The organism is Anaerolineales bacterium, assembly GCA_003105035.1.
GTDB lineage: Bacteria > Chloroflexota > Anaerolineae > Anaerolineales > UBA4823 > FEB-25.
Map to the genome: position 1 here is coordinate 103,421 of PQAL01000042.1, position 23,251 is coordinate 126,671.

The 23,251-nt window shown below is 54.9% G+C and carries 26 protein-coding genes and 1 pseudogene (1 of these 27 only partly in view); 13 read left to right on the forward strand and 14 right to left on the reverse strand.

The genetic code is table 11. The annotated features are described in order from the left end of the window. From C3F13_18470 to C3F13_18500, 7 genes and pseudogenes are all read left to right on the forward strand, one after another. A pseudogene (locus C3F13_18470) lies at positions 1-1,669 on the forward strand (arginine decarboxylase); it begins 608 nt to the left of the window's first position. Positions 1,670-1,757: 88 nt separating this feature from the next. After that, positions 1,758-2,336: a hypothetical protein gene (locus C3F13_18475; GenBank protein PWB49824.1), complete on the forward strand. Its 579-nt coding sequence runs from the start codon at positions 1,758-1,760 to the stop codon at positions 2,334-2,336. Positions 2,337-2,844: 508 nt separating this feature from the next. Further along, positions 2,845-4,014: an amino acid ABC transporter substrate-binding protein gene (locus C3F13_18480; protein PWB49825.1), complete on the forward strand. Its 1,170-nt coding sequence runs from the start codon at positions 2,845-2,847 to the stop codon at positions 4,012-4,014. A 73-nt stretch (positions 4,015-4,087) separates the two neighbouring features. Beyond that, positions 4,088-5,266 carry a polar amino acid ABC transporter permease gene (locus C3F13_18485; protein ID PWB49826.1) on the forward strand — a complete coding sequence of 393 codons (1,179 nt, stop codon included), beginning with the start codon at positions 4,088-4,090 and terminating at the stop codon, positions 5,264-5,266. Between the two features lies 1 nt (position 5,267). Next, positions 5,268-6,476 carry an amino acid ABC transporter permease gene (locus tag C3F13_18490; protein PWB49827.1) on the forward strand — a complete coding sequence of 403 codons (1,209 nt, stop codon included), beginning with the start codon at positions 5,268-5,270 and terminating at the stop codon, positions 6,474-6,476. Between the two features lie 64 nt (positions 6,477-6,540). Further along, positions 6,541-7,293 carry an amino acid ABC transporter ATP-binding protein gene (locus C3F13_18495; protein ID PWB49828.1) on the forward strand — a complete coding sequence of 251 codons (753 nt, stop codon included), beginning with the start codon at positions 6,541-6,543 and terminating at the stop codon, positions 7,291-7,293. Between the two features lie 465 nt (positions 7,294-7,758). Further along, positions 7,759-8,538, forward strand: coding sequence for a hypothetical protein (locus C3F13_18500; protein ID PWB49829.1), 780 nt, complete (start codon positions 7,759-7,761; stop codon positions 8,536-8,538). Between the two features lie 623 nt (positions 8,539-9,161). On the opposite strand, the gene C3F13_18505 is transcribed toward C3F13_18500, so the two are convergent. Next, the gene (locus C3F13_18505) at positions 9,162-9,473 is read right to left on the reverse strand and encodes a hypothetical protein (GenBank protein PWB49830.1); all 312 of its coding nucleotides are present in this window, start codon (positions 9,471-9,473) and stop codon (positions 9,162-9,164) included. 279 nt (positions 9,474-9,752) lie between these two features. Between C3F13_18505 and C3F13_18510 the strand changes: the two genes are divergently transcribed. From C3F13_18510 to C3F13_18525, 4 genes are all read left to right on the forward strand, one after another. Beyond that, entirely contained in the window at positions 9,753-10,145 is a 393-nt protein-coding gene (locus C3F13_18510; GenBank protein PWB49831.1) for a hypothetical protein, read from the forward strand. Between the two features lie 110 nt (positions 10,146-10,255). Beyond that, positions 10,256-10,726, forward strand: a complete 471-nt coding sequence (locus tag C3F13_18515) for a hypothetical protein (protein PWB49832.1) — start codon at positions 10,256-10,258, stop codon at positions 10,724-10,726. Next, positions 10,719-11,033, forward strand: a complete 315-nt coding sequence (locus C3F13_18520; GenBank protein PWB49833.1) for a hypothetical protein — start codon at positions 10,719-10,721, stop codon at positions 11,031-11,033. The genes C3F13_18515 and C3F13_18520 overlap by 8 nt, the downstream gene beginning before the upstream one ends. Positions 11,034-11,126: 93 nt before the next feature. Next, positions 11,127-11,372, forward strand: a complete 246-nt coding sequence (locus C3F13_18525) for a hypothetical protein (GenBank protein ID PWB49834.1) — start codon at positions 11,127-11,129, stop codon at positions 11,370-11,372. 118 nt (positions 11,373-11,490) lie between these two features. On the opposite strand, the gene C3F13_18530 is transcribed toward C3F13_18525, so the two are convergent. Beyond that, positions 11,491-11,646, reverse strand: a complete 156-nt coding sequence (locus C3F13_18530; protein ID PWB49835.1) for a pilus assembly protein — start codon at positions 11,644-11,646, stop codon at positions 11,491-11,493. Between the two features lie 345 nt (positions 11,647-11,991). On the opposite strand from C3F13_18530, the gene C3F13_18535 reads away from it, so the two are divergent. Beyond that, the gene (locus C3F13_18535) at positions 11,992-12,483 is read left to right on the forward strand and encodes a hypothetical protein (protein PWB49836.1); all 492 of its coding nucleotides are present in this window, start codon (positions 11,992-11,994) and stop codon (positions 12,481-12,483) included. Positions 12,484-12,688: 205 nt separating this feature from the next. Here C3F13_18535 and C3F13_18540 read toward each other — a convergent pair whose 3' ends face one another. The 12 genes from C3F13_18540 to C3F13_18595 all read right to left on the reverse strand — a co-directional run bounded on the left by C3F13_18540 (position 12,689) and on the right by C3F13_18595 (position 22,356). Further along, a complete protein-coding gene (locus C3F13_18540; protein PWB49837.1) occupies positions 12,689-13,267 on the reverse strand; it encodes a formylmethanofuran dehydrogenase in 579 nt (192 codons plus the stop codon). Positions 13,268-13,282: 15 nt separating this feature from the next. Continuing rightward, positions 13,283-13,720, reverse strand: coding sequence for a cytochrome B6 (locus tag C3F13_18545; protein PWB49838.1), 438 nt, complete (start codon positions 13,718-13,720; stop codon positions 13,283-13,285). Continuing rightward, positions 13,695-14,912 carry a hypothetical protein gene (locus tag C3F13_18550; GenBank protein ID PWB49839.1) on the reverse strand — a complete coding sequence of 406 codons (1,218 nt, stop codon included), beginning with the start codon at positions 14,910-14,912 and terminating at the stop codon, positions 13,695-13,697. Before C3F13_18550 ends, C3F13_18545 begins: the two co-directional genes overlap by 26 nt. 7 nt (positions 14,913-14,919) lie before the next feature. After that, positions 14,920-15,969: a cytochrome B6 gene (locus C3F13_18555; GenBank protein ID PWB49840.1), complete on the reverse strand. Its 1,050-nt coding sequence runs from the start codon at positions 15,967-15,969 to the stop codon at positions 14,920-14,922. Positions 15,970-16,039: 70 nt separating this feature from the next. After that, complete coding sequence (locus tag C3F13_18560) at positions 16,040-16,834, reverse strand: hypothetical protein (GenBank protein ID PWB49841.1); 795 nt, start codon at positions 16,832-16,834, stop codon at positions 16,040-16,042. A gap of 20 nt (positions 16,835-16,854) precedes the next feature. Further along, on the reverse strand, positions 16,855-17,631 hold the full coding sequence (locus C3F13_18565) for a hypothetical protein (protein PWB49842.1): 777 nt from the start codon (positions 17,629-17,631) through the stop codon (positions 16,855-16,857). Positions 17,632-17,641: 10 nt separating this feature from the next. Then, entirely contained in the window at positions 17,642-19,825 is a 2,184-nt protein-coding gene (locus tag C3F13_18570; protein PWB49843.1) for a transcriptional initiation protein Tat, read from the reverse strand. A gap of 53 nt (positions 19,826-19,878) precedes the next feature. Beyond that, positions 19,879-20,106 carry a hypothetical protein gene (locus C3F13_18575; GenBank protein PWB49844.1) on the reverse strand — a complete coding sequence of 76 codons (228 nt, stop codon included), beginning with the start codon at positions 20,104-20,106 and terminating at the stop codon, positions 19,879-19,881. 45 nt (positions 20,107-20,151) lie between these two features. Beyond that, complete coding sequence (locus C3F13_18580; protein PWB49845.1) at positions 20,152-20,565, reverse strand: hypothetical protein; 414 nt, start codon at positions 20,563-20,565, stop codon at positions 20,152-20,154. Next, a complete protein-coding gene (locus tag C3F13_18585) occupies positions 20,442-20,996 on the reverse strand; it encodes a YeeE/YedE family protein (GenBank protein ID PWB49846.1) in 555 nt (184 codons plus the stop codon). Before C3F13_18585 ends, C3F13_18580 begins: the two co-directional genes overlap by 124 nt. Positions 20,997-21,032: 36 nt before the next feature. Beyond that, the gene (locus tag C3F13_18590) at positions 21,033-21,941 is read right to left on the reverse strand and encodes a hypothetical protein (GenBank protein ID PWB49847.1); all 909 of its coding nucleotides are present in this window, start codon (positions 21,939-21,941) and stop codon (positions 21,033-21,035) included. A 34-nt stretch (positions 21,942-21,975) separates the two neighbouring features. Then, a complete protein-coding gene (locus C3F13_18595; protein PWB49848.1) occupies positions 21,976-22,356 on the reverse strand; it encodes a transcriptional regulator in 381 nt (126 codons plus the stop codon). 161 nt (positions 22,357-22,517) lie between these two features. On the opposite strand from C3F13_18595, the gene C3F13_18600 reads away from it, so the two are divergent. Then, positions 22,518-23,123 carry a cupin gene (locus C3F13_18600; protein PWB49849.1) on the forward strand — a complete coding sequence of 202 codons (606 nt, stop codon included), beginning with the start codon at positions 22,518-22,520 and terminating at the stop codon, positions 23,121-23,123. Positions 23,124-23,251 lie beyond the last annotated feature (128 nt).

The following is a 23,251-nucleotide window of genomic DNA, read 5'->3' on the forward strand; positions in this document are numbered from 1 at the left end:
GCTGGACCACAGTGGACCGATCGGTGAAAGCGAGAAGTTTTGTGCCCGGATTTATGGTGCGCACCGCTCGTACACGGTGACTAATGGCTCATCCATGTCCAACCGGGTGATCATGATGTCTTCGGTCACCCGTGGCGATTACGCCTTGTGTGACCGCAACGCCCACAAATCTACCGAGCAGGCTCTGACCATGACCGGGGTGATCCCCACCTACCTGGTGCCTTCCCGCAATCACCTGGGGATCATCGGCCCGATCTACCCTGAACGGCTGACGGCTGAAGCAATCCGGGCTGCCATCCAGGCTAACCCGCTGGCTCCCGATAAATCTCAGAAAGCCGTACACACCATTATCACCAACTCCACCTATGACGGCCTCACCTACCGGGTGCCACGCGTGATCGACCTGCTGGATGCCAGTGTTGACCGGATCCACTTTGATGAGGCCTGGTACGGTTACGCCCGTTTCAACCCGCTCTATAAGGACCGCCACGCCATGTATGGCGACCCGAAGGATTACCCGCCCGATAAGCCGACAATTTTTGCCACCACTTCCACCCATAAGCTGCTGGCAGCCCTCTCCCAGGCTTCGTTGATCAGCGTGCGCGACGGACGAAAACCAGTCGAGCATGCCCGTTTCAACGAATCTTACATGATGCACGCCAGCACCTCGCCTCAATATGCCATTATCGCTTCGAATGAGATCTCCCTGGCCATGATGGATGGCATGGGAGGCCGGACCCTGACCACTGAAGCGATCACCGAAGCAGTCACCTTCCGCAAGGCTGCCACCCGGGCTTACCGCGATGCCAGAGCGGCAGGCAATTGGATGTTCCGCACGTGGAATGCCGACGAGGTGACAAACCCAGCCACAGGCAAGAAGATTGCCTTTGCCGACGCACCTGATGAGCTATTGATCACCAATCCCGATTGCTGGGTGCTGCACCCGGGTGATGCCTGGCATGGTTTCAAAGGCCTCGAAGACGGTTACTGCATGCTCGACCCCATCAAGGTCTCGGTGGTAACCCCCGGTGTGGCTGATGATGGTACTTTCGAGAACATCGGCATCCCAGCTACACTGGTGACCGCTTATATTGACGAGCGAGGCATCGAGGTGGAAAAAACCACCGATTTTACCATCCTGTTCCTGTTCTCCATCGGGGTGACGAAAGGCAAATACGGCACGCTCATCAATGCCTTGTTGCATTTCAAGGACGATTATGATGCCAATGCGCCGCTATCGGAAGCTTTGCCGTCTATTTACCAGCTGGACCCCCGCAGGTATGCTGGTATGGGTTTGCGCGACCTGGGTAATGAGATGTTCGAGCAGATCAAGAGCTCCGACCTGCTCCGCTGGCAGGCTGAAGCGTTCTCTTCTTTACCGGAACCGGTGCTGACCCCAGCCGAGACGTATTCACGGCTGGTGCACAATGAGATCGAGTCGATCCCCATTGATCTGATGGCTGGCCGCGTCCTGGCTACTGGAATTGTGCCTTACCCGCCCGGCATCCCCATGCTGATGCCCGGTGAGAATGCCGGTGACTCTGGTAGCCCTTATATCGCCTACCTGCAAGCCTTGCAGGCCTGGGACCAGCGTTTCCCTGGTTTTGGCCACGAGACTCATGGGGTGGAGAATGTGGATGGCACTTATCACGTTTTCTGTCTTAAATGACCGGCGGGTCGTGAGGCTGACATCTGGCATCATTTGGGCAAATATCCCTGATAGGTACCAGGATCTGTGATCAGACTGGAGTAATGTTATGCCTAGCATCGGCTCTAAGGAAATCATGATCGCCATTGACTCGGTTGACCAGCTGTTTAATGAGTCGGCAGTCAACCCCTTTTCGAGCAAACCGATTGTCGTCCTGGGTGAAGCTGGGCTGCCATATGCCATTCGCCAGACGATGAGTCATGACCTGCACAGCTGGAGAGGCAAGCACCTGGTCATCCAGCTGCCAGCCGATCAGATTACCCCTGAGCTGCAGGAGCAGTTAAAGGATGGCATTCTGAGGTATGCGCGCGCCAAGATCGAGCAAAACGACAATATGATCCACCTGTCGCGCCTACGCAGCCTGGTAGGTTTGTGCATTGCCATCCTGATCGCCGCGGTCTTATTAGGTATCCTTGCTCTGGTCAGCCAGACCTTGCTGGCTTCTGCTTCCGATGTAGTCATTGGCATCGTGGCTGGCCTGGTTACCATTTTCATTTGGTCTACGGTTTGGAATCCCTGGGATCGCTTGGTATACGAGTGGATTGAGCCCTGGCTAGAAAATCGCATCCTGCGCTGCCTGATGACGATGGAAATCGTGGTCCAGCCCGAACCAGCACCAGTTCATTGATTTAAGCGAAAGCCTCCCCGGCAGTGGCAGGTTGAGCTGAAGTTGGGGGGACACACGAAACCCAACCAATGGTGCAATGACTGGTTACAGCGGATAGTGCGCAACCCCACCGGTTGCGACGCGCCGGATCGGTCAGCCTATTTTCCTCAGGTGGGAGCAACCATGGCTCTTAGGTGGGGAGATAAAACAGCCCTGGTTGTTAAGACCAGCGATTATTGCTTAATATAATGATATACTTTTTTAAAATGATATCCATTTCAAGACTTGTGTAATACCTGTTTTCTTCTATAATAAAGGCTGAAGAGCTGCGCAGCTTAAAAGACATCGATATGTCTGTTCACTGAATGGCTTGCATGCTAGAAGGTATATCGTATACCCACTGTAATCGCTCGATGATTACAGCTACGTGTAGAGAACGATTACGAGGAGGTGAATCGGAAAGTCCGCACACGGCATCTAGCGAAACTCTCAATCGACCAAACCAACTAATTCATAGGAGGAGAGAAACATGTCACGGAAATTAATGTATCTATTCAGTGTCTTAATCGCCATCAGTATCCTGGCGGCTGCCTGCGGTGGTTCCGCGGAAACACCGACCACAGCACCTTCGGGTGGTGATGTACCGCCAGCACAGGTGGTCAACACCGTTATTGTCACCGTAGAGGTGCCGGTTTCAGGCACCCCGGCACCGCCGGAAGTGATCAAACCAGCTGGTTACGGTGAGACCCTGGCAGCCGTAAAGGCGTATGGCAAGGTAAAATGCGGCGTACATACTGAGCTGCTCGGGTTTGGATACCTGGACGCCGATGGGAAAAACGTGGGCTTTGACATTGACTTCTGCCGCGCTGTGGCAGCAGCAGTCTTGGGCGACCCTGAAGCAATCGAAGCAAAATCCATCACTGCAGCTGACCGTGGTCCTGTGCTGCAGACCGGTGAGGTCAATATGGTCACGCGCAACATGACCTGGACTTCCAAGCGCGATGCAGAATGGGGCAACTTCACCTGGATCACTTTCTATGATGGACAGGGCTTCCTGGTGCGCAAGGACAGCAATATCACCAAGCTGGAAGATATGGAGGGTGCGACTGTGTGCGTGACGACTGGCACGACGACGGAGAAGAACCTGGCAACCTCGTTCGCCGATGCAGGCCTCACTTACGAAGCAGTCACCTTTGAACAGACTTCGGCGGTGTATGGAGCCTTCGAAGAAGGACGCTGCGATGTAGCTACCAGCGATAAGAGCCAGCTAGCGGCAGCCCAGGCAAGCATGCAGAAACCAGATGATTACACGATTCTTGATATCACCATCTCCAAGGAACCACTCACCCCCGCAGTACCAGCGGGCGATGACCAGTGGTTCGATATCGTTAAGACGGTCATCTGGGGCCTGATCAATGCTGAAGAGTTCGGAATTACATCCGCCAACATCGAGGAGATGAAGGCGAGCCCGAACGCCAACATCCGGACCTTGCTGGGTGTGGAAGGTGAAGCCGATTGGGGTTACAGCACCCTGGGCTTATCACCAGATTCGCTGGCGAATGCAATCAAGGCGGTGGGTAACTATGGCGAGATCTACGACCGTTACTTCGGTGCCAACGGTGTTGCTTTCCAGCTAGATCGTGGGCTGAATAAGCTGTGGACTGAAGGCGGTTTGATGTATGCTCCACCCATCAAGTAACCTTTAGCTGAATTCACCTGGGTGTGCGCACCTTGCAGTGTGCACACCCAGCCTCTTGCCCATTGCGTATCTAATGGCAAACGCAGAATACTCGAATAGAATCCCGCTCTGGCGTGACGAGCGCGTGTTGAAGATCCTGGCACAGGTGGTTTCATCCATCCTGGTGCTTGGGATTCTGTATTGGCTGATCAACAACTTCATGGTGATAACGAGACAACGAGGTATGCCGCTTACCTATGGATTCCTGGATGAAGCGGCAGGGTTCCCGATCAAAGAGGCGTTCATCCCATATGCTCCGACGATGACCTTCGGTCGAGCCGTCCTGGTGGGGCTGGTGAATACACTGGTGGTGTCGGCATTGGGGATTGTGTTCGCCACCGTGTTGGGCTTCATCGTTGGGTTGATGCGCCTTTCGTCCAACTGGCTGATCAGCCGTATCGCCCTGGCGTACATCGAGTTTCACCGCAACATCCCGCTGCTGGTGCTGCTGTTCCTGTGGTATTTTGGTGTGTTCAACAAGCTGCCAGCGGTGAAGCAAAGCTTTGCCTTTCCCGACGTGATCTACATCAACCAGCGCGGCTTCTACATCACCTGGCCGCATCTGGCTGTGGGTGGGCTGGTTTTCCTGGGCTTCGTCATTGCGGGTGTCATCCTGGCAGTTGTGGCTTGGATCGTGCTTCGGCGCATCAGGGAAGTGAAAGCCATAGAGACTTATTATGGATGGGTGAGCCTGGGATTGCTCATCCTGGTTCCGCTGATTGGCTGGTTTGTCGCGGGAGGCAAGCCGCTGGTGCTCGATATCCCGGTGCTCAAGGGTTTCAACTTCACGGGTGGCCTGCGCCTGTCCCCGGAGTTCGCCGCCCTTTTAATCGGCCTGGCAACGTACACGTCAGCTTTCATAGCAGAAGTGATCCGCTCGGGCATCCAGGCGGTGCACAAGGGACAAATTGAAGCCGCCAAGGCGGTTGGATTACGCTACTCCCAAATCTTGAGCCTCATCATCGTACCGCAAGCCCTGCGGGTAGTCATCCCACCGCTCATCAGCCAGTATTTAAACCTGACCAAGAACTCTAGCCTGGCACTCGTCATTGGCTTCCAGGAGCTGTTCGCCATCGGCAAGGTGACGATCAACCAGGCTGGGCGGGCAGTGCCGGTTTTTCTCCTGATCATGGCAATTTACCTGGCAATCAGCCTGCTGACCTCCGTCGTATTGAATTTCTACAACAAGCGGGTGCAGCTTATTGAAAGGTGACATGACCGTTATCTCTGATGAAGTCGCCCCTCCTGCTCCACCCGGCCCATTGAAATGGTTGCGTGACAACCTGTTCAGCACCTGGTACAACAGCTTGCTGACCATTTTGGGTGGCACGGTAGTGTACTTCATCGTGGTCAGTGTAGTATCCTGGGTGTTCACGCAAGCAGACTGGCGTCCTGTTACCGTGGCACCTCTGTTATACCTGGTGGGGCAATATCCCCGTGCGGAACTATGGCGTGCAGGTCTCAGCCTGTGGATTTTCACATTTTTGATTGGCATGAGCTGGGGAGTGTGGAAGCGCTACCTGCGCATATTCTCCATCTTCCTGGTCGTCATGTTTGCTGTGCTGGCCGTGTTCCCGCTTGAAACACCCACCATCACACCAGCCATTCGGATTGCGATGGGCATCAACTCCATCTTGATCCTCCTGGGATACCGAATTGGTAGGATGCGAGTAGTCAATGGCAAGCTTGTAGCTGCCTTGTGGCTGGCGGCCTTGCTTCTTGTCCCACTAGTGATATTAAGCGGGTTCCCCGGCTCAAGTGTGCTGCCGAAAGTGGCGACCGCGGTGTGGGGTGGGCTGCTGATTACGCTGCTGCTCTCGGTGGGAGGCATCGTGCTGTCGTTCCCCATCGGGGTACTGCTGGCGTTGGGCAGGCGCTCATCGCTACCAGTGGTCAAGTGGTTCTCGATCGGCTTCATTGAAATCGTGCGCGGAGTGCCACTGGTGACGATCCTGTTCATGTTTTCCATCATCCTGGCGCTGTTTCTTCCGACGGAAGCCAGGATTGACCAGGTGATCCGGGCACTGATTGGCATTGTGATCTTCTCCGCGGCATATATGGCTGAGAACATACGCGGTGGCCTGCAGGCGATCCCGCCCGGTCAGATTGAAGCAGCGAAGGCGCTGGGGCTGAGGAGTTTCCACATCACATTCCTTATTGTTTTACCGCAAGCATTGAGGCTGGTGATTCCGACCATCGTCGGGCAGTTTATCACCCTTTTCAAGGACACAACCCTGGTGTACATCGTGGGGATCAACGACCTGCTGGGGATCGGTAACGCGATCCTGAATTCAAATCCCGCATTTGTTCGCCTGCAGATGGAAGTGTACCTGTTCATAGCAGTAATTTTTTGGATTTTCAGCTATTTTATGTCTTACGCCAGCTTGCAGCTTGAGAAAGCTTTGGGTGTGGGTGAACGCTAGGTAACCGCTAGGTTGCCGCTAGGTTGCCGCTAAGTAACCGCCAGGAAAGCGTTAGAGGTGATTTATGAGCGAAGAACAAAAACAGCCGATCATCATCGCCAGGGAGGTGCACAAGTGGTTCGATAACTTCCAGGCTCTGCGCGGGGTGAGCATGGAAGTGATGCCCGGGGAGGTCGTGGTGATCTTTGGGCCATCGGGGAGTGGGAAATCGACCTTCATCCGCACGCTCAACCGCCTGGAGGAGCACCAGCGGGGCACCATCATCATCAACGGGATCGAGCTTTCGCATGACGTGCGCAACATTGAACGCGTCCGCAGCGAGATCGGTATGGTGTTCCAGCAGTTCAACCTGTTCCCGCACCTCACCGTGATGCAGAATATCAGCCTGGCACCCATCTGGGTGCGCAAGTGGACCAAGGAAAAAGCCGAGCAAAATGCGATGAAGCTGCTTGAGCGGGTGGGCATCCCCGAGCAGGCGGATAAATACCCGGGACAGCTTTCGGGTGGTCAGCAGCAGCGGGTGGCGATCGCCCGGGCACTGGCGATGCAGCCGCAGATCATGCTGTTCGACGAGCCAACCAGTGCGCTAGACCCGGAGATGATCAAAGAGGTGCTGGACGTAATGGTGGAGCTGGCGCGTAGTGGAATGACGATGTTGGTGGTGACGCACGAGATGGGCTTTGCCCGGGCAGTGGCGAACCGCATGTATTTCTTCGACGCTGGGAAGATTGTGGAGACGGGCACCCCCGAACAGATCTTTACGAATCCGCAGGAAAGCCGAACCAAGCTGTTTTTGTCACAAATCCTCGAACATTAACCAGTAGGCTGGAGCATTCACAAGCTTATCCAGGTAACCCCATAGGTGTATATTCGGTAGATTGCTCTTCCCCTAATTGCTGTGCTGGGGATTGGTTTGCTTGTTGATGGCTGACTGCTGAAATCTGATGGTTGTTCAGGGGGAATGGGTACAGGTATATCCTCCAGCAGATTTGTAGAAGTAAGACCCCATGGCTTTATGATTGCCTGAATACTTGTCGAAGACCCACCCTCCCCTTATTGCTAAGTCACCTGTTGTTGGGGCGAAGCATGCGAATATGTACTAATACCTCCAACCCGAGCATAACCGAATGCTTCGCCCCTACTCCTTACAGGCTCGTTCTTCTCCGCCCCTAAACTCACCGAAGCGGGACTTGGGGGAGTTTGGTAGGGGGTAGTTTTTACGCCCATACATCAATTAGAATCTCCGTTACAATTGACTATCCCATGCTGAAGGTGCATTCTGATGCCAGATAATCCTCCCCTCATCCACACCGAAAGCTTTTCCGTACCCCCCATCGAATGCGACTTCAACCAGGAGTGGAAGCCCTCCGCCATCCTCCAGCATCTGACGGAGATTGCCGGGACTCATGCGGCTAAGCTGGGCGTTGGCTTCGATGACATGCTCGCCTTGAACCTGTTCTGGATCCACTCGCGCATGCGCCTCAAATTTGTCTCCACTCCGCGCGCCAATGAGCAGGTCACCGTCCGCACCTGGCCGAAGACTATTTACCGTCGCCTGCTTTACATTCGCGATTTCGAGGTACTGGGTGAAACCGGGCAGCGCCTTGTCTCTGCCTCCTCCGCCTGGGTAATCATCAACACGCTCACCCGGCGTATGGCACCTCCGAAGGCGGTTAACTTGAATATCCCGGAAGTGCATATTCCCATTGATCAGGATGAGCCCCTGGAGCGCCTCGACCTGGCGAGTAATGGCCAGGAACGCTTGCGCCTGCGAGCCGCTTATTCGGCTGTGGACCTGGTTGGGCATGTCAACAACAGCCGCTATGTAGAGTGGGCCTGTGATGCCTTCCCCATCGAGCTGTTCAGGCAGAAAAGGCTCGACTTTCTGCAGATCAACTACGAGCATGAGGTTCTGCCCGGCGAAGAAGTCGCCATCCTGGTCAACCCGGTCGGTGAAGATACCAGCCTGTGGGCAGTGGAAGGTCGCAACTTGTCCAATGCCACCAGCGCCTTCCAGGCCCTGTTGCGCTGGAAGGAAGCACCCAGCATTTCTCAAAAATAATCAACAGCAGTGTGGGGGGTAGGTTGTTAGGTTGAGAGTGGCAATCTCCATCCGAAACCCAACTCAAAGCGACCAGGTGTTGGGGCGAAGCATTCGGCTTCGATATGAGGTCTCCAATCCGAGGCTCCCCGAATGCTTCGCCCTTACCCGAATTTGTAATCATCCATTTCTCGAACCGAACAACCCTTCGTAGGGACAGGTCACAGTGTACCAATGGGGTCTCGATCAGAAAATTTCTATGGCATCGTCCTATCGGAAGACCTGACAATGACCCGCCCCTACACCATAGTGGCTCGAGGCTCCCCAAATGCTTCGCCCTTACTTGATTCGTTATGTTTTGGGCGTAATCCAAACTTCCGTAAACCTTAAAATATTCATAACCCTCTTGTGAACTAGAACATATGTGCTATAATAATTTCGTGTGACTCGTTCCTCTCAGATTTAACTTGTTTGCATACTCCTTCCCTCTCCATTATCGTTAGGTCCAATCCCTTGCTTATCTGATCACCCGCCAATATTCCTCATAATTCACCGCCTTGTCCCCACTTCCATCCCCCATGGCTCTACCCTGCCTGCCGCCGCGCTATGCCACTTACCCCATCCGCCTCATTTTCCAATCTCAGCTACCCCCAGGTGTGCTGGTCACCTGGCTCCAGCTGGCCAGCCTCACCTGGAACGGGCAGGAGTCGCACACGTTCGATATCCAGGCCTGGATAGACTTTACTGGTGCCAGCCGCAACACCTTCATGCGCCACATCCGCCTGCTCCAGGCGCGAAGTCTCCTGCGCCGAGATTTCCCCGAGCTGAGCAAGGTGAACATATCGTTTGAAGGCATCCAGCTGCTCTACCGCCCGCCAAGCGGAGGTCATGCAGATAACGGCGAGTTCCGGTGCAGCCCAACGCCGGATTCCCTTCTTATTGGCGATATCCCACATCTTGCTTCGGACATACCTGAACCAGGAATGGTGGTGACATCTACAAAAATGGTTTCTAAACCGGAAATGGTTTCAACACTAGAAATGGTTTCTAAACCAGAAATGGTTTCAAAGCCAGAAATGGTTTCAAAGCCAAAAATGATTCCTAAACCAAAAATGATTTCGCTAGGGCAAACCGGTCCCGTTTCACTCGCTGGATCAGCAAATCATAGCCTCTCTTTAATAACTACTCTTAATTCGCCTTTATCTCCAGCTAAAGAGTCAGATAATCATGAATCTATGAAACTGGTTAAGTCGAAACGAGTTAAGAAAATTAAAGAGCACAAAAGTGATCCTGCTACTTCTACAGCTGCAGAGGTTTACCGCTCGGTTGTGCACTTCAGCGCCAACCAGGCGCAAAAAAGCCTGCTCGAGGGTAGTGTCACCAACCTGGATTTATGGCGCGCCACTATCGTCCATTGGGCTGAGCACGGATGGAACCCGCGCAACCTGACGGGGATGCTTGAGCTCTACCAGCGCGGTGGGCCGCAGGCGTGCCGCTATTGCCAAATCCCAAGGGAAGAAGGATCTGCTCATCAGCACAAAGCGACCCTTACGACCCCGCTCGAGCAAACGCTGTCAGCCATTGATCAGCTGCGTAAAAAACAATCAGACCGTGATGCTCATGGTTGAATTCACCCACATACCAGCGCTGTATCCTAGGGGTAGGTTACCTAGCTCCCTCGTAGCTTACCAGACTATTTCGTACGCATTTTCCCCCCATTCTCCCGGGTTAGCCCGCCATGCCATCTGCTGACCTGTTGACCATCCTGCAACGTCTGGCGGCAGCCTACCCCGAGAAGAGCCTTACGCTGGATACACTCGAGCTCTACCAGCAGCAGCTTGCCGATATCCCCTTGGCGCTGCTCGAACAGGCGGTCAGTCGGCACATCCAGACCTCCCCCTGGTTTCCGCACATCTCCGATCTGCGCCAGGCCTCCGCCAGGCTAGCGGGCCAGGAAGCCTTCTCCAGCTTGACCCCGTCCAATGTGGATGCCTTGGGCTTTGATGCCATGCACCTGGAAGAACGCTATTTCAAAACAGGCGAATTGGAGCTGCCTGCCTGGGAGAAACTCGCCCGCCAGCTGGAGAACGTGGGGCGGATCTATCGGGCTGAAGAGCTACGACGCAAGCTCAGCCACCTGCAGGAGATGGAAGCCGAGGCCAATGCAGCGGAGCCTGACCAGCTCGAGCCTCATCCAACAGATGGGTGAGGTGGAGACTGCCACGATGACAGCATTCCAGTTCTCTGCCAGCGGTATGCGGGCATCCCTGAGCATACAATGCTCAGCCCAGCTCAATCAGGCAGCCAAATGTGCACCTGCGGGGAGTAGTCACCAGGTACGCCGCTCTGCCCCAGCTGCCAGGCGAGTGGGCTCACGCCACCGCCGCCTGCGATGTGACTGCGGCCTGCCGGCCGTGGTGGTAAAGACGGTGAAAGTGGGTTCCAGTCCGCAATACACCATCCGCCTGCCCCTTTGCCCCGCTTGCCTGAAATTGGAACAGGAGTTGCAACGGTAAAGGGGAATCGTCAGCTGCCAGCCACTCACCACTGGCTACCAGCCAACCGGCAAAAACACGAACCTGAACGCTCGCATTGTAGCGGAGGTATGTATGCCTGAACAAGCCATAAAAGTCATTTGCCCGCATTGTGGAAAGACCCGCACCATCAACCCGGGGGTGTTTGGCGTCTCTAAAGGGCCCCCCAGCCCAGCATTGGAAAAAGCCTACGCCAGCAAACGCTCCAGTGTGGTCGAGTCGGGCAGCAAGTCGTCTGGTTGGGTTACCATGAAGTGCCCCAGCTGTGGCAAACCCTACCAGTACAATCCCAAGACCCATAAAGCGCGCCTGAAACCCTGATCTGCTCTGTCTGCGATAGCTACCATAACTCTGCGCAAGGCGTAGGGGAGATTAATGGAATTAATTAAAAAAAACCCGCCACGCGGGTTTTTTTTTAATAATAGATGAATGCGTGAGATTAATGAAGCGGGAAAGCGGTGGTAATATCCTGGTACATTTTTGACACCGCGGTACCCATCACGGCAATGAGGGTGACAACCACCAGGGCAATTAATACGATCAATAAGGCATACTCAACCATCCCCTGCCCACGCTCTTTTTTATAAAAAAGCATATAACCCCACCTCCTTTCCAACAGAGGGTTAGATCTGTCAGATCAAGATGTGACCTTGTGCATCGGTGGGCAGCGAATAATGATGGGGGAAATTGAGCAATAGATAAAAAAGATAATGACCCGTTGTGCGCCCAGAATGCCGGAATCACCCTGATCAATTGTTGATTATGCTATTATTTTAGCGTATTAATGATAAAAAATCAACTATCTTTGCGGGTTCCTGACAGAATCGTTAGGTTTGAGTAAGGGGTTAAGTCAATCACGGGTAGGAGGACGAATTCGCACTCGCTTCGTAACCCACTGAAGCCCTCAGTGTTATCACACTCAAAATACCGGAGGTGAATCATGCTTGCTCGTGTCATGGGTGTATTCAAGTTAGATACCAAAACATTTGATGAGATCGAAGGGAACACCAGCTTAACACTCTATGCTGCCATCATCGTCGGCCTGGTCGCATTGGTGAGTGGTGTGGGTACCGGGCTGTTCAATGGCTTCTTTAACCGAAGCGTGGTGGGCGGCTTTTTTGGAACCCTGATCAGCACCATCCTCGGTTGGGTTGTTTGGTCGGTGCTTACCTGGTTTGTTGGCACACGCTTTTTTGGTGGCCAGGCAACCATCGATGAGATGCTGCGGGTGATTGGTTTCGCCTATCTACCCCTGTTCCTTTCGATTATCCCCTGCGTTGGTAGCGTGATTGGTGCCATTTGGGCACTGGTGGCAGGCTTTATTGCTGTCCGCCAGGGGCTGGACCTGGACAATACCAAGACATTCATGACGGTGGGTGTGGGCTTCCTTGGCTACCTGATCCTGACCGCGCTGGTGAACGTTATTTTCTAAATCGGTCTGCATTCACCATAATTCACATAACGGGGGCTGTCCATCTTTTCTGGCAGCCCTTTACAACGCTATATAGGGGCGAAGCATTCAGACGAAAATTGAGGTGGTGCTATGGCATCTACCCCGAATGCTTCGCCCTTACTCCGATCTATTGGTGTACTGTCTCACTTATGTTGATACGGTTTGTCTCACGGGTAACCCACCCTCACTTCACCTGGTAATATCCACCATACGCACAGGTGCGGCACACAACCAGGCCATCCAGCTCAACTTCCCGTTCATTGAGGATCTCTTCCCCGCACTTCGCACAGCGGGCACGCGCATTCTGGTGGCTGATGATCTTTTCAGCGGGAGTGCGCAGCTGCACTTCCTGGAAGGTGAACAGCTCCTCATCGGGCATGTGCTGGTACCCCATGAGCTGGGCGAAATATCGCCGCTTCTCTTCGGGGGCATAGGCCAGCGCTTTGCTACGGATATCGGCTTGGGGAGCCAGGCGCAGGCTGGTTCCATGGCGGATGGCTGTAAAGGTTGCCGCAATCTTCCCCATATCTTCCACGCGCAACGTGCGGTGGCCGACCGTCGCACCTGTGGCCGCCCGCAGTCCATCCGCAAAGCAGCCTGCAGTCTCGATGATGATCAAGGCAGTTTTGCTATTTACCGGAGCGCTCAGGCACAGCCGAGCCAGGCCTGCCAGACCCATGCGCACCCCCAGCACCTGCCGGGGGCACAGGTGGCTGTGCTCGGCAGCACTGGTTCTTAATAGGGTGGTTAAGTCACTCAGCATAGATCCGTCCTCGGATTAAGCAGTAGATACGATCAGGTGGCCCGCAGCGTCGACTTCAGCTCGCATGCTGGTCAGTGCCTTGGAGGCTGGTCCATTCCGCAAGCTGCCGTCCGCGAGAAACCGGCTGCCATGGCATGGGCAGGTGAATCCCTCGCTGGTTACATTAACGGTGCAGCCCAGGTGCGGGCAAACCAGGCTGATGGCCGTGAACCCCGCCTGGTTGTGGATGATCATTGCCGGTATCTCCGGTATGGCAGTGCGGGAATCTGATGGGTAATCCAGCGCTGGTCCCAGGTCATATTCGGTGGGTTGGCTGGATTGGCCCTGGAAGCTAAGGAAGCGGCCCAGGGCGGCCACACCCAGCAAGCCCGAAGCGGCCAGGCTGCCTTTTAACAGCCAGCTCAAAAAGCTGCGCCGGCTTATGCGCTTATCTTTCGACGGAATGGCATGCATGGCAGTACTGTGAGTTTTGTTGCTCGGGGTCTTGCTGGCAGGTGGTGCCCATCACCGGCCTAAAGGTGAAGCGGTCGCCGGTTGCCTTGGAGAATAGCTCATAGGTGGGTTGACCACCTTGGGGCACCGGTAGCACCCGGGCGTTCCATAGATATTCACCTTTATCGGTCATCAGGATGGTATCACCGACTTTCAAGTCGATCACCGAGTTAAGGAAGGCCATGCGCAAGGCGAAGTCATCTTCACTGGTGATTGTATGGGTGAGCGGCAGTGCATCCAGCGTGCCGTGACAGGTCTTGCAGCGTGTGTACTGGATCTCCTTCTTGTTGTTGTAGATATGACCATCACCCATCGCTTCCTGGCGGGTGTGGCAGTCCACACAATCCAGGTTGTACTCGCAACGGGTGAACTGTGCAATCGGCTGGTAGTAATCGTGCAGGCGGTCCGTGGGGCGATCGGTTCGGGCGTGGAATTGCATATCTGCCAGGCTGTAATTGCCCCGATTGTGGCAGGCATTGCATTGCGCATAGCTCATAGCGGTGGTCAGCTTATTCACCTGGGTGCCGTCTGTACGGGGTTGCGGGCTATGGCAGGCAGAGCAGCCCGTCCAGCGATTATAGGCATAACCAGGCATGGGCTGTGCTGACAGGTGGCAATTCAGGCAATTTTGCGCAAATTGCTGCAAGGCGGGCGAGGTCTCCTCGGCCGGCTTAAAAGCTGCCAGGCCATCGACAGCGTAGATACCCATGCGAGCCGTCAGATCGGGCTGTGCACCGAAGGCATAGCGAACCTGGGCAATCGCCCCGGCATAGGTGGCTTGCAGGCTGGTGGTGAGGCGCTGAATATGGTCGCGGTTGGCCTGGGATGTGCCACTGTGGCATTGTTCACCGCCACAGGAGGCTTCCACCACGCTCAGGTCGGAGGGGTTGGCCCCTCCGCGCATGCTGCTGTGAGCCAGGTCAGCATCGAGCGCCATAGGCTCACCCCCATGGCACAGCACGCACCCGAACGTCTCCACCGGGTGCGATTGGCTGATCTCAGGGATATCGGCGTGGCAGGTGAGGCAGTACTCGGTTTGCCCGGTAAGGCTGGGTGTGACGGGTACTGGTGTTGGATCCTGTCCCTGCCACCAGAAAGCCATTCCGGAGGTGATTAATAAAAGGAGGGCAGCCAGGAAAAAATTACGGTGCATTTCGACTTCAGCCTGCAGAGGTTATGCGGTGAATGAGGGCCAATACGGTTAGCAAGACGATGGAAAACGCCAGGATGGCAACCAGCACCTGTACATTGCGCCCGCCGCGGGGGAACCACCGGCCTAATTCAGCAGGGGTGAGCTGCTTTGGGAACAGGTAAGGCACCAGGGCCACCAGCAGTAAAGCACCCGCCGGGACAAGCACCCCAAAGATGAATGGGTTCCCCAGCCTGAGCAGCTCCTGCACCCACAGGAAGAACCAGGGAGCCAGGCTTTCACTGGCAGGGGAGGTCCCTTCCTGGATACCCGGGGCCAGAGGCGCCGGTACCAGGATTGCCAGGAGCAGCAGCACCACGCCGGCCAGCAACATCGCCAGGCCTTCTTGCTGGACTAGCTGTTTGCGGGAGACGCGGGTTAAATCACCGCGTAATTCTGGTGGAGGTACGGCAATCCCGCCATCGCGCCGCACACGGAAGATGTGCCACACCAGGATAATGATTACCGCCAGGGTGAGCCCGAACAGGTGCCAGGCATAAAAGCGGATCAGTGTAGTTGCTCCGATCTGAGTGCCACCCACCAGCATTGCGTATAGCCTGTCACCCACCAGGGGGATGGCGCGCACTAGGTTGGTACCTGCCACCAAAGCCCAATGCACACCTTGGTCCCAGCGCAGCACATAGCCCGTGAAGTCCAAGAACAGACATAACACAAGTAGAGAAAGCCCCAGCAAGTAATTCAGCCGCCGGGGAGGCAGGTACGCTCCGGTGAATACCACCCGCAGTAAGTGCAAGGCTGCCACCAACACCAGCAATTGGGCTGACCAGTAGTGCAGGTTGCGCATCAGCCAGCCAAAAGGCACGAGGAAGGTGAGCACCTGGATCGAATTCGCTGCCCCCTCTGGGGTGGGCAGGTAATAAAAGGTCACCAGGATCCCGGTGAAACCCACGACCAGGGCCAGGAATACCGCCAGGCCGCCTGTGCCAAGTGTATAACGAAAGCGTGCCTGGGGGGCAGGTATCGTAGGGGGGTGCAGGTGGTCGTAAAAAGTTGGGCGCATGGAAGCACGGATGAGGGTTAAAAAACCGCTCACTTACGGAGCGGTTTTTTGGTGGAAAGTGAGGTCGAAATCAGTCGGCACCGCTGGTCTTTTCGAGATGGGTTGATTCTAGCACTTCTTTTTCCACATTATCTTGCCATTCCATCTCTTCCTTGAGCATCTGGTTATACCATTTCTCGTGGTGGGCACGCGCATACCAGGCTGAAACCTTCCCGGAGAACATCGAGAAGAAAGCTTCCTTCTCTTCCGGGAAGATGGCTCCCATATATACGTGGATGAATAGCCAGGCGACGATGACGAAAACGCAAATGAAGTGGATCGGTTGGGCGATTTGCTTAACGATGGGCGGGAACAGGCTCTTGAACACCATCACCGGACCAGTGATCATGATCCCGATGGTGCACAGCACCACGAAGTAGCTGTAGATCTTCTGCCCGGCGTTATACGCGTCTTGCGGAGGCAATTCCTTGTCCTTCCTGAAACCCAGCATCTGTAGCGGCTTGATCATCATCCAGTCGATGTCGTCCTTATCGAGCAGCATGCGGTGCGAGGCAAAGGGCACGAAATACTTACGGAAGCCAATCAACACATTGAACAAGATGACAAAGATCCACAGGAAACCAATCGTGTAGTGAAAGCGGATCAGGTTAGCGTCACTGCCGAACAGGTTACGGAACATCTCCTGCCACCAGATGGGTGTGATCCCCAGGCGCGGCGATGAGATAATGGCGATGCCTGTGCTCAGGAGCAACAGCCAGGAAGCAACGTTGAACCAATGGGTCAAGATATTTGCCAGGTTGTGCTTCTTGATCATCTTCTGGCGTAAGCGCTGCCGTTCAGGTAAGGGGATATTTTTATGGCTCATGTCTGACTCCTTCGCACTGCCTAGTCCTCAAAATCCTTCTCACCCTCAATGAGTTGCTTGGTGAAAAAGATTGCCTGAGCCAGGAAGGTGGCTCCCATGGCGACTGCCACAAGTGGGATGGCAACCTTCTTCCACCCTGCTTCGGAGAGGGTATATTGGGATGGTCGTGGTAAGGTGGATTGCGGAACCTGGCCAAACGTATCAGAAGCCTTGATGCTCGAGGTATCCGGCAGGTTCAGATAGAAGATATTTGGATCTGCATCCATACCATTGCCCTCGTAATCCAGCCTGGTTACCGACATGGCATTTTTGAGGGCCAGGGATGCTTCTGATGTGGGATCGTTCAGGTCGCCGAACAAGCGGGATTTTCCCACGCAGGTGGCAACGCAAGCTGGCTGCAACCCCACCTCCAGCCGCTGGACGCAAGCAGTGCATTTATCCACCACACCGCGGCTCTGGTCGATATAACGCGCCCCGTAAGGGCAGGCTGCCACACAATAGCCGCAGCCAATACAGGCTTCCTGGTCCACCAGCACCAGCCCGCTGGTGGCATCCTTATAAGTGGCGCCGCTTACGCACACCTCGGTGCAGGGCGGGTTGTCGCAATGCATACAGTTGTAAGGTACAAAGGCACGGCTGAGATCCGGCCAGGTGCCCTGTAGGCCCTGGTCGTACACCCAGATGCGGGTATGGTCCATTGGTACGTTATTCTCCACGCTGCAAGCCACCAGGCAAGCCCGGCAGTCGATGCAGCGAGCAACGTCGATCACGAAGGCATAATGATTCTTGGTCGCCATATTCTCCTCCTTACGCCTTCTTCACCGAGACGAAGGTCTGGCTGAGTGCCTGGCCACCGCTGATAGGATCCGTGTAGGTCACGTGGAGCACTGAGTCACTCGCCCCCACCCCGTACGCGGTACGGAGAGCCATCGAGAGGTGCCCAAAACCTGGGGTAAGGTAAACGCAATCAGTGCGCATGGCATCGGTCACCTGCAGTGCAACCTGGACGGTGCCCACCGGTGAAGTGACCTGGACCGTGTCCCAATCGGATAGTCCCAGGCTCTTGGCAGCTTCCGGAGCCATCCACAGGCGGGGCACATCCTGGTACTTGTGCAGCAGCTGGTTATTCTGTGTGCCAAATTGGGTATGCTGGCCCACCTTGCCGGTGAGCAGGTAGAACTCACCTGCCTTGGGCTGGGGAGGGTCCGTCCATATCGGCACAGGATCGAACTTGGCCTTCTCCAACAAGCTGGAGAACAGCTCCACTTTGCCGCTGGGTGTGCTCCACTCATAAATATCGCTGCCGGTGGATGTGGGCAGGGTCGCATTGCCATGCAGCCGTAAGGTTTCCAGCGGGATGCCCGTGGGTGCCAGCTGCTGGTTGATGTAGTCAACTTCGTCCTTGTATTGGAAGAAATCCGCCAGACCGAGGCGGGTTCCGAGCTCCTTGTAAACCCATAAAGCCGATTTTGCTTCGCCTTGGGGTTCGATTACCGGCTGGCGGATATAAACCTGATTTCCCATGGGGACCAGTGGGTCGTAACGTTCCAGGTAAGATGCTTCGGGCAGGACGACGTCTGAGAACCAATCTGTATCGTTTACCAGGATATCCATGGTGACAATCAGGTCCATCTTTTGGAAAGCTTCCAGGGTTTTCTGCCGGTCAGGCAGCGATTGCACCGGGTTCTGCCTTGAGATGAACCAGCCGTGGGGTTCATAAGGTGTACCTGCCACGATGGAGTCACGCAGCTGCTGGAAAACACCGATCTTGAGGGGCACGAATGGGTACATCCAAGGAACGCCATCCAGGCGCTGGGCAGAAATGCGTGGGTAGGCAGGTTGAGGTGGGCTGCCGAGCACGCCTGCGCCTTCGCCACTGGAGGGGAACATGGTCGTACCCCAATTACCCACCACGGCATTCAGGATGGAAATGGCCCGTTCTGTGGGGAAAGAATTGATAAAGTTGGACGTGCGCCAGCCATTGTGGGCCAGGGCATATTTCCCGGCTGCGCCGAACTCCTCGGCGATGCGCCGGATGGTTCCAGCTTCGATGCCGGTCAGCGTGGCAGCCCATTCGGGTGTGGTGGACATCGTCAGCGAAGCCACTTGGTCGAATCCAAGGGTGTACTTGTCAACGAAGGCTGCATCATACAGCTTTTCTGCAATGATGACGTTGATCATGGCCAGGTGAAAAGCCAGGTCGGTGCCCGGGCGAATGGGCAGCCATTCGGTCGCCTTGGAGGCAGTCTTCGTGAAGCGTGGGTCGATATACACCACCTTCGCCCCACCTGAGATGGAATCGATCAGGTCTGAAGTCTCGGAGGTGGAGATGGCTTCGGTCAGGTTACGGCCGGTCAGGATGATGTACTTCACCTGGCTGTAATCACGCGCCGGTTCTTCCATGCCATAGGTGATCGAGTTGGCCACGATCATAGCGTTGAAACACAGGCTGCGTTGTGTGCCATAATTGGGTGAGCCAAACCCATAGAGCAGGTTTTCGAACAGGGGTTGCGACAGGTTGTGGGTGGACGAGAAGACCATCGCCTCAGGCCCATACTTGCTCTTGATCGACAGCATCTGCTCTGCCACCAAATCCAGGGCTTCATCCCAGCTCGCCTGGCGGAATTTACCCTCACCACGCTTGCCCACCCGGATGAGGGGGGTCAATACCCTGTCGGGGTCGTAGGTAGTCATCAGGCCCGATTGACCCCTGGCACACAGCTTGCCCTTTGAGTGTGGGTGGTCCGGGTTGCCTTCCAGCTTGACTACTTTTTCTTCAACAACTTTGGCTCGCACCCCACAGCGCCAAACGCACATCTCGCACATCGTGGAAATGTAACCACTGCCGTTGCTGTCCAGCAGGTGTGCCTGGCGGGCTGCGCGTGCCACTGGTGGGGCTATGAACTGACCCACCGCAAGTGCTGAGGCAGTTGCCGCACCTAACTTTAAGAAGCTTCGCCTAGAAAGTTGTGAAACATCTGTTTTCGGCATAATTCACCTTTCAACCATTCCTGCTTTTTGTCCAGCAGTCCAGGTCAGGTCGATTACTGTAGCTTGTCTTTGCGTTGTAAGCCAGCCCGCTCGATCAGGTAGAACAGGAACAGGACGATCAGGGTGAACAAGAATACGATCAGGAAAGGACTGACATTCAACGCGTCGGGTAATACGATGTTACCCAGGTTGGCTAACTTTGAGATGGCGGGGAAAACGTAGGGGTAGGTCAATCCATATATTACTGCTCCAGCGAGGAAGCCTAACAGTCCAGGACCCATATAATCTAATTTACCTTCGCCGCTCCCGGCGGCGCAGGTGCCTGGTCAGTAACCGGCGCCTGCCATCCCTACGCCAAAAATCAGCCCACCCACCAGGTTCCCCACGATGTAGGTGGCTGGCACAGTGGGGAAGGTAACCCAGCCAAGGGCACGCAGGAGGAATAACCCATTCATCGCCACGATGATGGCGGTCATCATGAACTTAAGAATCGTCATATCCGTAAAGCGGAACTGATTGGCGATATTATGATAGCTGGTCAATCCAGCTTTATTAAGTGAGAAACCAAAACCAATACCCAATACGAGAGCAAGGAAGATTGACGAAATAGTCATGTCTAATACCTCTTTCCATAAATGATCAAGGCGGTGATGATGCCGGTTATCATAAATCCACCCATAAATAGGAAAGCCGCCGGTACGAACAGCATGCCACCGGAGATGGCCAGACCACTGGTGCATCCCCCCGCAATACCTGCACCGTATTCAACGATGATCGCACCAAAAAAACCGATCACCCAGCGCTTCCAGGGTTGTGGACCGAAAATGCGCTTCCATTGAGCATCATCATTAAACCGGAACTTGAATGTCTTGCTGGAAAGTGCCCCAAAGGTTCCGCCGAGCAATATTCCTACCAGCAGAATGACAGACCAGGTAATTTCTGGCCGGATAATTGGCATGGCCCTGCCTCCGGTAGCTCCCCAATATATGTTATTGAATGCACTCAGGTTGAGATTCTTGCCGATCCAACCCACGATGCTTTCAAATGCCCCTGAAGCTCCTAACAAGGCGTTGGCTAGCAAAACCGTCAGCAAGCCCACGATACCCAGCAGGATGCCTGCCAGGTAGGGTGACCAGAGCTCTTGCGAAATGAATGATGTGAACCGTTTCATAACTCCTCCGATTAGTATAGATCAGGCAGGTACCAATCAGCTGCCTGCCAGGGCCATCAGCAAGCTGCGCGCATCTTTGTCCAGTGCCTGCACCCGCCTCAGCAGCTCAGGATCAAGGTGAGAAAGCGCATGGAGCATCTCGTTGGCCTGTTCAGGGTTGGCCAGGATGCGCTTGAGGGCGTGCAAGCCAACCGGGTTAAGCCTGGCGATCAGGGGCAGAAACTCCGACACCTCCCGGGTATACCCTTCGACTTCAGGGATGACACCTGCCTCGGGTGCTCCGCTTGCCTTCGGGGTGAAGAAGCCCTTTAAGCCTTTGCGTCGCCGCTCGTTCCAATATATGAAAGCACCGCCACCGATGAGTAAAACAAGGATGAGCACCACCAGGATGACATTCCCCCAGTTGATCGTATATTCGCCGAGGACGGTTTCCTGGTATTGCTGCACGTAATCGATCGTACCAGGCTGGCTGACGACCATACCGCCCCCCGAGGGCAGGGTTTCTTCGGTTGAAGCGGTTGGTGCGGTGGCTTGTGTGGCCATTGGGGTAGCTGCCCCACCTCCACCACCCAGTGTCACACCCAATGTAGTGGCGTATTGCCCTGCCAGCTGCTCGTAGTCAGCGGGGTGGCAGGAGGCACACCCGGCTTTCACATCCGAATTCCATGGCACCATCCCGGTGTGCGATTGGGTTTTATCGGTGCTTTGCGGGTTGCCGGCATGGCAGCTAACGCAGGCATCGATCTGGGCATGCTCGCTGTGCCAGGCGGTACCGTCACTATTGACCGGATCCTGGCCTTGCGTCTCATGGCAATTCTTGCAGGATGAGGCTTGTGAGCCGCACTGTGCCTGGGTGGGTTGCGTGTTGATGATTAAGAGAAAACCTGCGATGAACAGGGCACCCAAGAAGATGGGTATAAGATACCGTATTCTCAGATGTGGCATATCATCCTCCTCATTATGTCGGATTGGGTAAGTTCTATCGGGTGTCGACAACAGGCAACTCTTCAGCTGCCTGGTTGGATTGGTCAGTACTTTCCATCAGGGTGGCATTGTAGGCCAGCCGATCTCTCAATACCGTGCGAAGCAGGTTTAATGCCTCCACCAGGCGTTCGTCTGCCAGGTGATATTCCAGTGTGTTGCCCTGCCTGACGGTATATACCAGCCCGCGCTCCCGCAGCACCTTCAGGTTGCGCGACGTGGCGGGTTGGCTCAAGCCAAGCTCGTCACTCAGCTCGTTCACCACCCGCGGCATTTCAGCCAGGGCATAGATCATCAAGATCCGGTTCGGGTCGGCCAGGGCAGAGCATAGATCAGCATGGAGCCGTGAAACTTCCTGGGTTAATTGGGGGTTGTTCATAATCTGTTCAGCAATATACGCAGATACGAATATACATATTTATGATATATTAATGGAAAATCCATCCCATAAACAGTATTATTTGTCACAAATCATGTGTGATGCTGTCACATTAGATTATACAGCTAACCACTTTATAGGACAACCTGAGGAAACCATCCATGTCTGACAAAGCAGCTCCATCTGTGCATGTAGGCCAGGTGTTACGCCAGATCCGTGAGGAGCGTGGCATTTCCATCCGCGAGCTGAGCCGCAGGAGTGAACTCTCCGCTAATGCCCTGAGCATGATCGAGCGGGGGCTTTCTTCGCCTTCGGTCAGCACGCTTTACCGCCTGACGGATGCCTTGAATGTGCCCATCACAGCCATATTTCGTCCTGAACAGGTGCAGAATCCGATCGTTTTTCGGTCGGTCTCCGACCGGACGCATGTGCCTTTCCCCCTTGGGGTGTGGGAAGGGTTGGGGGGTGAGTCTTTCACCGGCCGCATGCAACCGTTCATGCTAACCCTGGAGAGTGGCGCCGAAAGTGGCCCGGAAAAGATCGTTCATACCGGTAGCGAGTTCGTCATGTGCTTGCGGGGCCAGCTCGAATATGAAGTAGAGGGTCAAAATTACACCCTTGAGGCTGGCGATAGCCTGTTGTTTGCCGCGCGGCTGACCCACCGCTGGCATAATCCCGGCCGAACGGTGACGAATGCGATCGTGGTTTTATCGGGTTATGATGAGTATGAAAAACCGGGGGTTTTTCACTTTCCACCTGAAAAGTGAACCAAATCGCAGCTGATCACATAGGGTGATACATCGCTGGTATCCGCCTTGATGATGTTGTTGGGGCGAAGCATTCGAAAGTAGCTCGGGCAGGTGGTTTGCATCAATCCCGAATGCGTCGCCCTTAC

What these genes read in the sequence shown, in the direction of transcription:
- C3F13_18475 (PWB49824.1), top strand. Translation starts at nt 1,758, where the DNA reads ATGCCTAGCATCGGCTCTAAGGAAATCATGATCGCCATTGACTCGGTT.
- C3F13_18480 (PWB49825.1), top strand. Translation starts at nt 2,845, where the DNA reads ATGTCACGGAAATTAATGTATCTATTCAGTGTCTTAATCGCCATCAGT.
- C3F13_18485 (PWB49826.1), top strand. Translation starts at nt 4,088, where the DNA reads ATGGCAAACGCAGAATACTCGAATAGAATCCCGCTCTGGCGTGACGAG.
- C3F13_18490 (PWB49827.1), top strand. Translation starts at nt 5,268, where the DNA reads ATGACCGTTATCTCTGATGAAGTCGCCCCTCCTGCTCCACCCGGCCCA.
- C3F13_18495 (PWB49828.1), top strand. Translation starts at nt 6,541, where the DNA reads ATGAGCGAAGAACAAAAACAGCCGATCATCATCGCCAGGGAGGTGCAC.
- C3F13_18500 (PWB49829.1), top strand. Translation starts at nt 7,759, where the DNA reads ATGCCAGATAATCCTCCCCTCATCCACACCGAAAGCTTTTCCGTACCC.
- C3F13_18505 (PWB49830.1), bottom strand. Translation starts at nt 9,473, where the DNA reads ATGTGGGATATCGCCAATAAGAAGGGAATCCGGCGTTGGGCTGCACCG.
- C3F13_18510 (PWB49831.1), top strand. Translation starts at nt 9,753, where the DNA reads ATGAAACTGGTTAAGTCGAAACGAGTTAAGAAAATTAAAGAGCACAAA.
- C3F13_18515 (PWB49832.1), top strand. Translation starts at nt 10,256, where the DNA reads ATGCCATCTGCTGACCTGTTGACCATCCTGCAACGTCTGGCGGCAGCC.
- C3F13_18520 (PWB49833.1), top strand. Translation starts at nt 10,719, where the DNA reads ATGGGTGAGGTGGAGACTGCCACGATGACAGCATTCCAGTTCTCTGCC.
- C3F13_18525 (PWB49834.1), top strand. Translation starts at nt 11,127, where the DNA reads ATGCCTGAACAAGCCATAAAAGTCATTTGCCCGCATTGTGGAAAGACC.
- C3F13_18530 (PWB49835.1), bottom strand. Translation starts at nt 11,646, where the DNA reads ATGCTTTTTTATAAAAAAGAGCGTGGGCAGGGGATGGTTGAGTATGCC.
- C3F13_18535 (PWB49836.1), top strand. Translation starts at nt 11,992, where the DNA reads ATGCTTGCTCGTGTCATGGGTGTATTCAAGTTAGATACCAAAACATTT.
- C3F13_18540 (PWB49837.1), bottom strand. Translation starts at nt 13,267, where the DNA reads ATGCTGAGTGACTTAACCACCCTATTAAGAACCAGTGCTGCCGAGCAC.
- C3F13_18545 (PWB49838.1), bottom strand. Translation starts at nt 13,720, where the DNA reads ATGCATGCCATTCCGTCGAAAGATAAGCGCATAAGCCGGCGCAGCTTT.
- C3F13_18550 (PWB49839.1), bottom strand. Translation starts at nt 14,912, where the DNA reads ATGCACCGTAATTTTTTCCTGGCTGCCCTCCTTTTATTAATCACCTCC.
- C3F13_18555 (PWB49840.1), bottom strand. Translation starts at nt 15,969, where the DNA reads ATGCGCCCAACTTTTTACGACCACCTGCACCCCCCTACGATACCTGCC.
- C3F13_18560 (PWB49841.1), bottom strand. Translation starts at nt 16,834, where the DNA reads ATGAGCCATAAAAATATCCCCTTACCTGAACGGCAGCGCTTACGCCAG.
- C3F13_18565 (PWB49842.1), bottom strand. Translation starts at nt 17,631, where the DNA reads ATGGCGACCAAGAATCATTATGCCTTCGTGATCGACGTTGCTCGCTGC.
- C3F13_18570 (PWB49843.1), bottom strand. Translation starts at nt 19,825, where the DNA reads ATGCCGAAAACAGATGTTTCACAACTTTCTAGGCGAAGCTTCTTAAAG.
- C3F13_18575 (PWB49844.1), bottom strand. Translation starts at nt 20,106, where the DNA reads ATGGGTCCTGGACTGTTAGGCTTCCTCGCTGGAGCAGTAATATATGGA.
- C3F13_18580 (PWB49845.1), bottom strand. Translation starts at nt 20,565, where the DNA reads ATGCACCAGTGGTCTGGCCATCTCCGGTGGCATGCTGTTCGTACCGGC.
- C3F13_18585 (PWB49846.1), bottom strand. Translation starts at nt 20,996, where the DNA reads ATGAAACGGTTCACATCATTCATTTCGCAAGAGCTCTGGTCACCCTAC.
- C3F13_18590 (PWB49847.1), bottom strand. Translation starts at nt 21,941, where the DNA reads ATGCCACATCTGAGAATACGGTATCTTATACCCATCTTCTTGGGTGCC.
- C3F13_18595 (PWB49848.1), bottom strand. Translation starts at nt 22,356, where the DNA reads ATGAACAACCCCCAATTAACCCAGGAAGTTTCACGGCTCCATGCTGAT.
- C3F13_18600 (PWB49849.1), top strand. Translation starts at nt 22,518, where the DNA reads ATGTCTGACAAAGCAGCTCCATCTGTGCATGTAGGCCAGGTGTTACGC.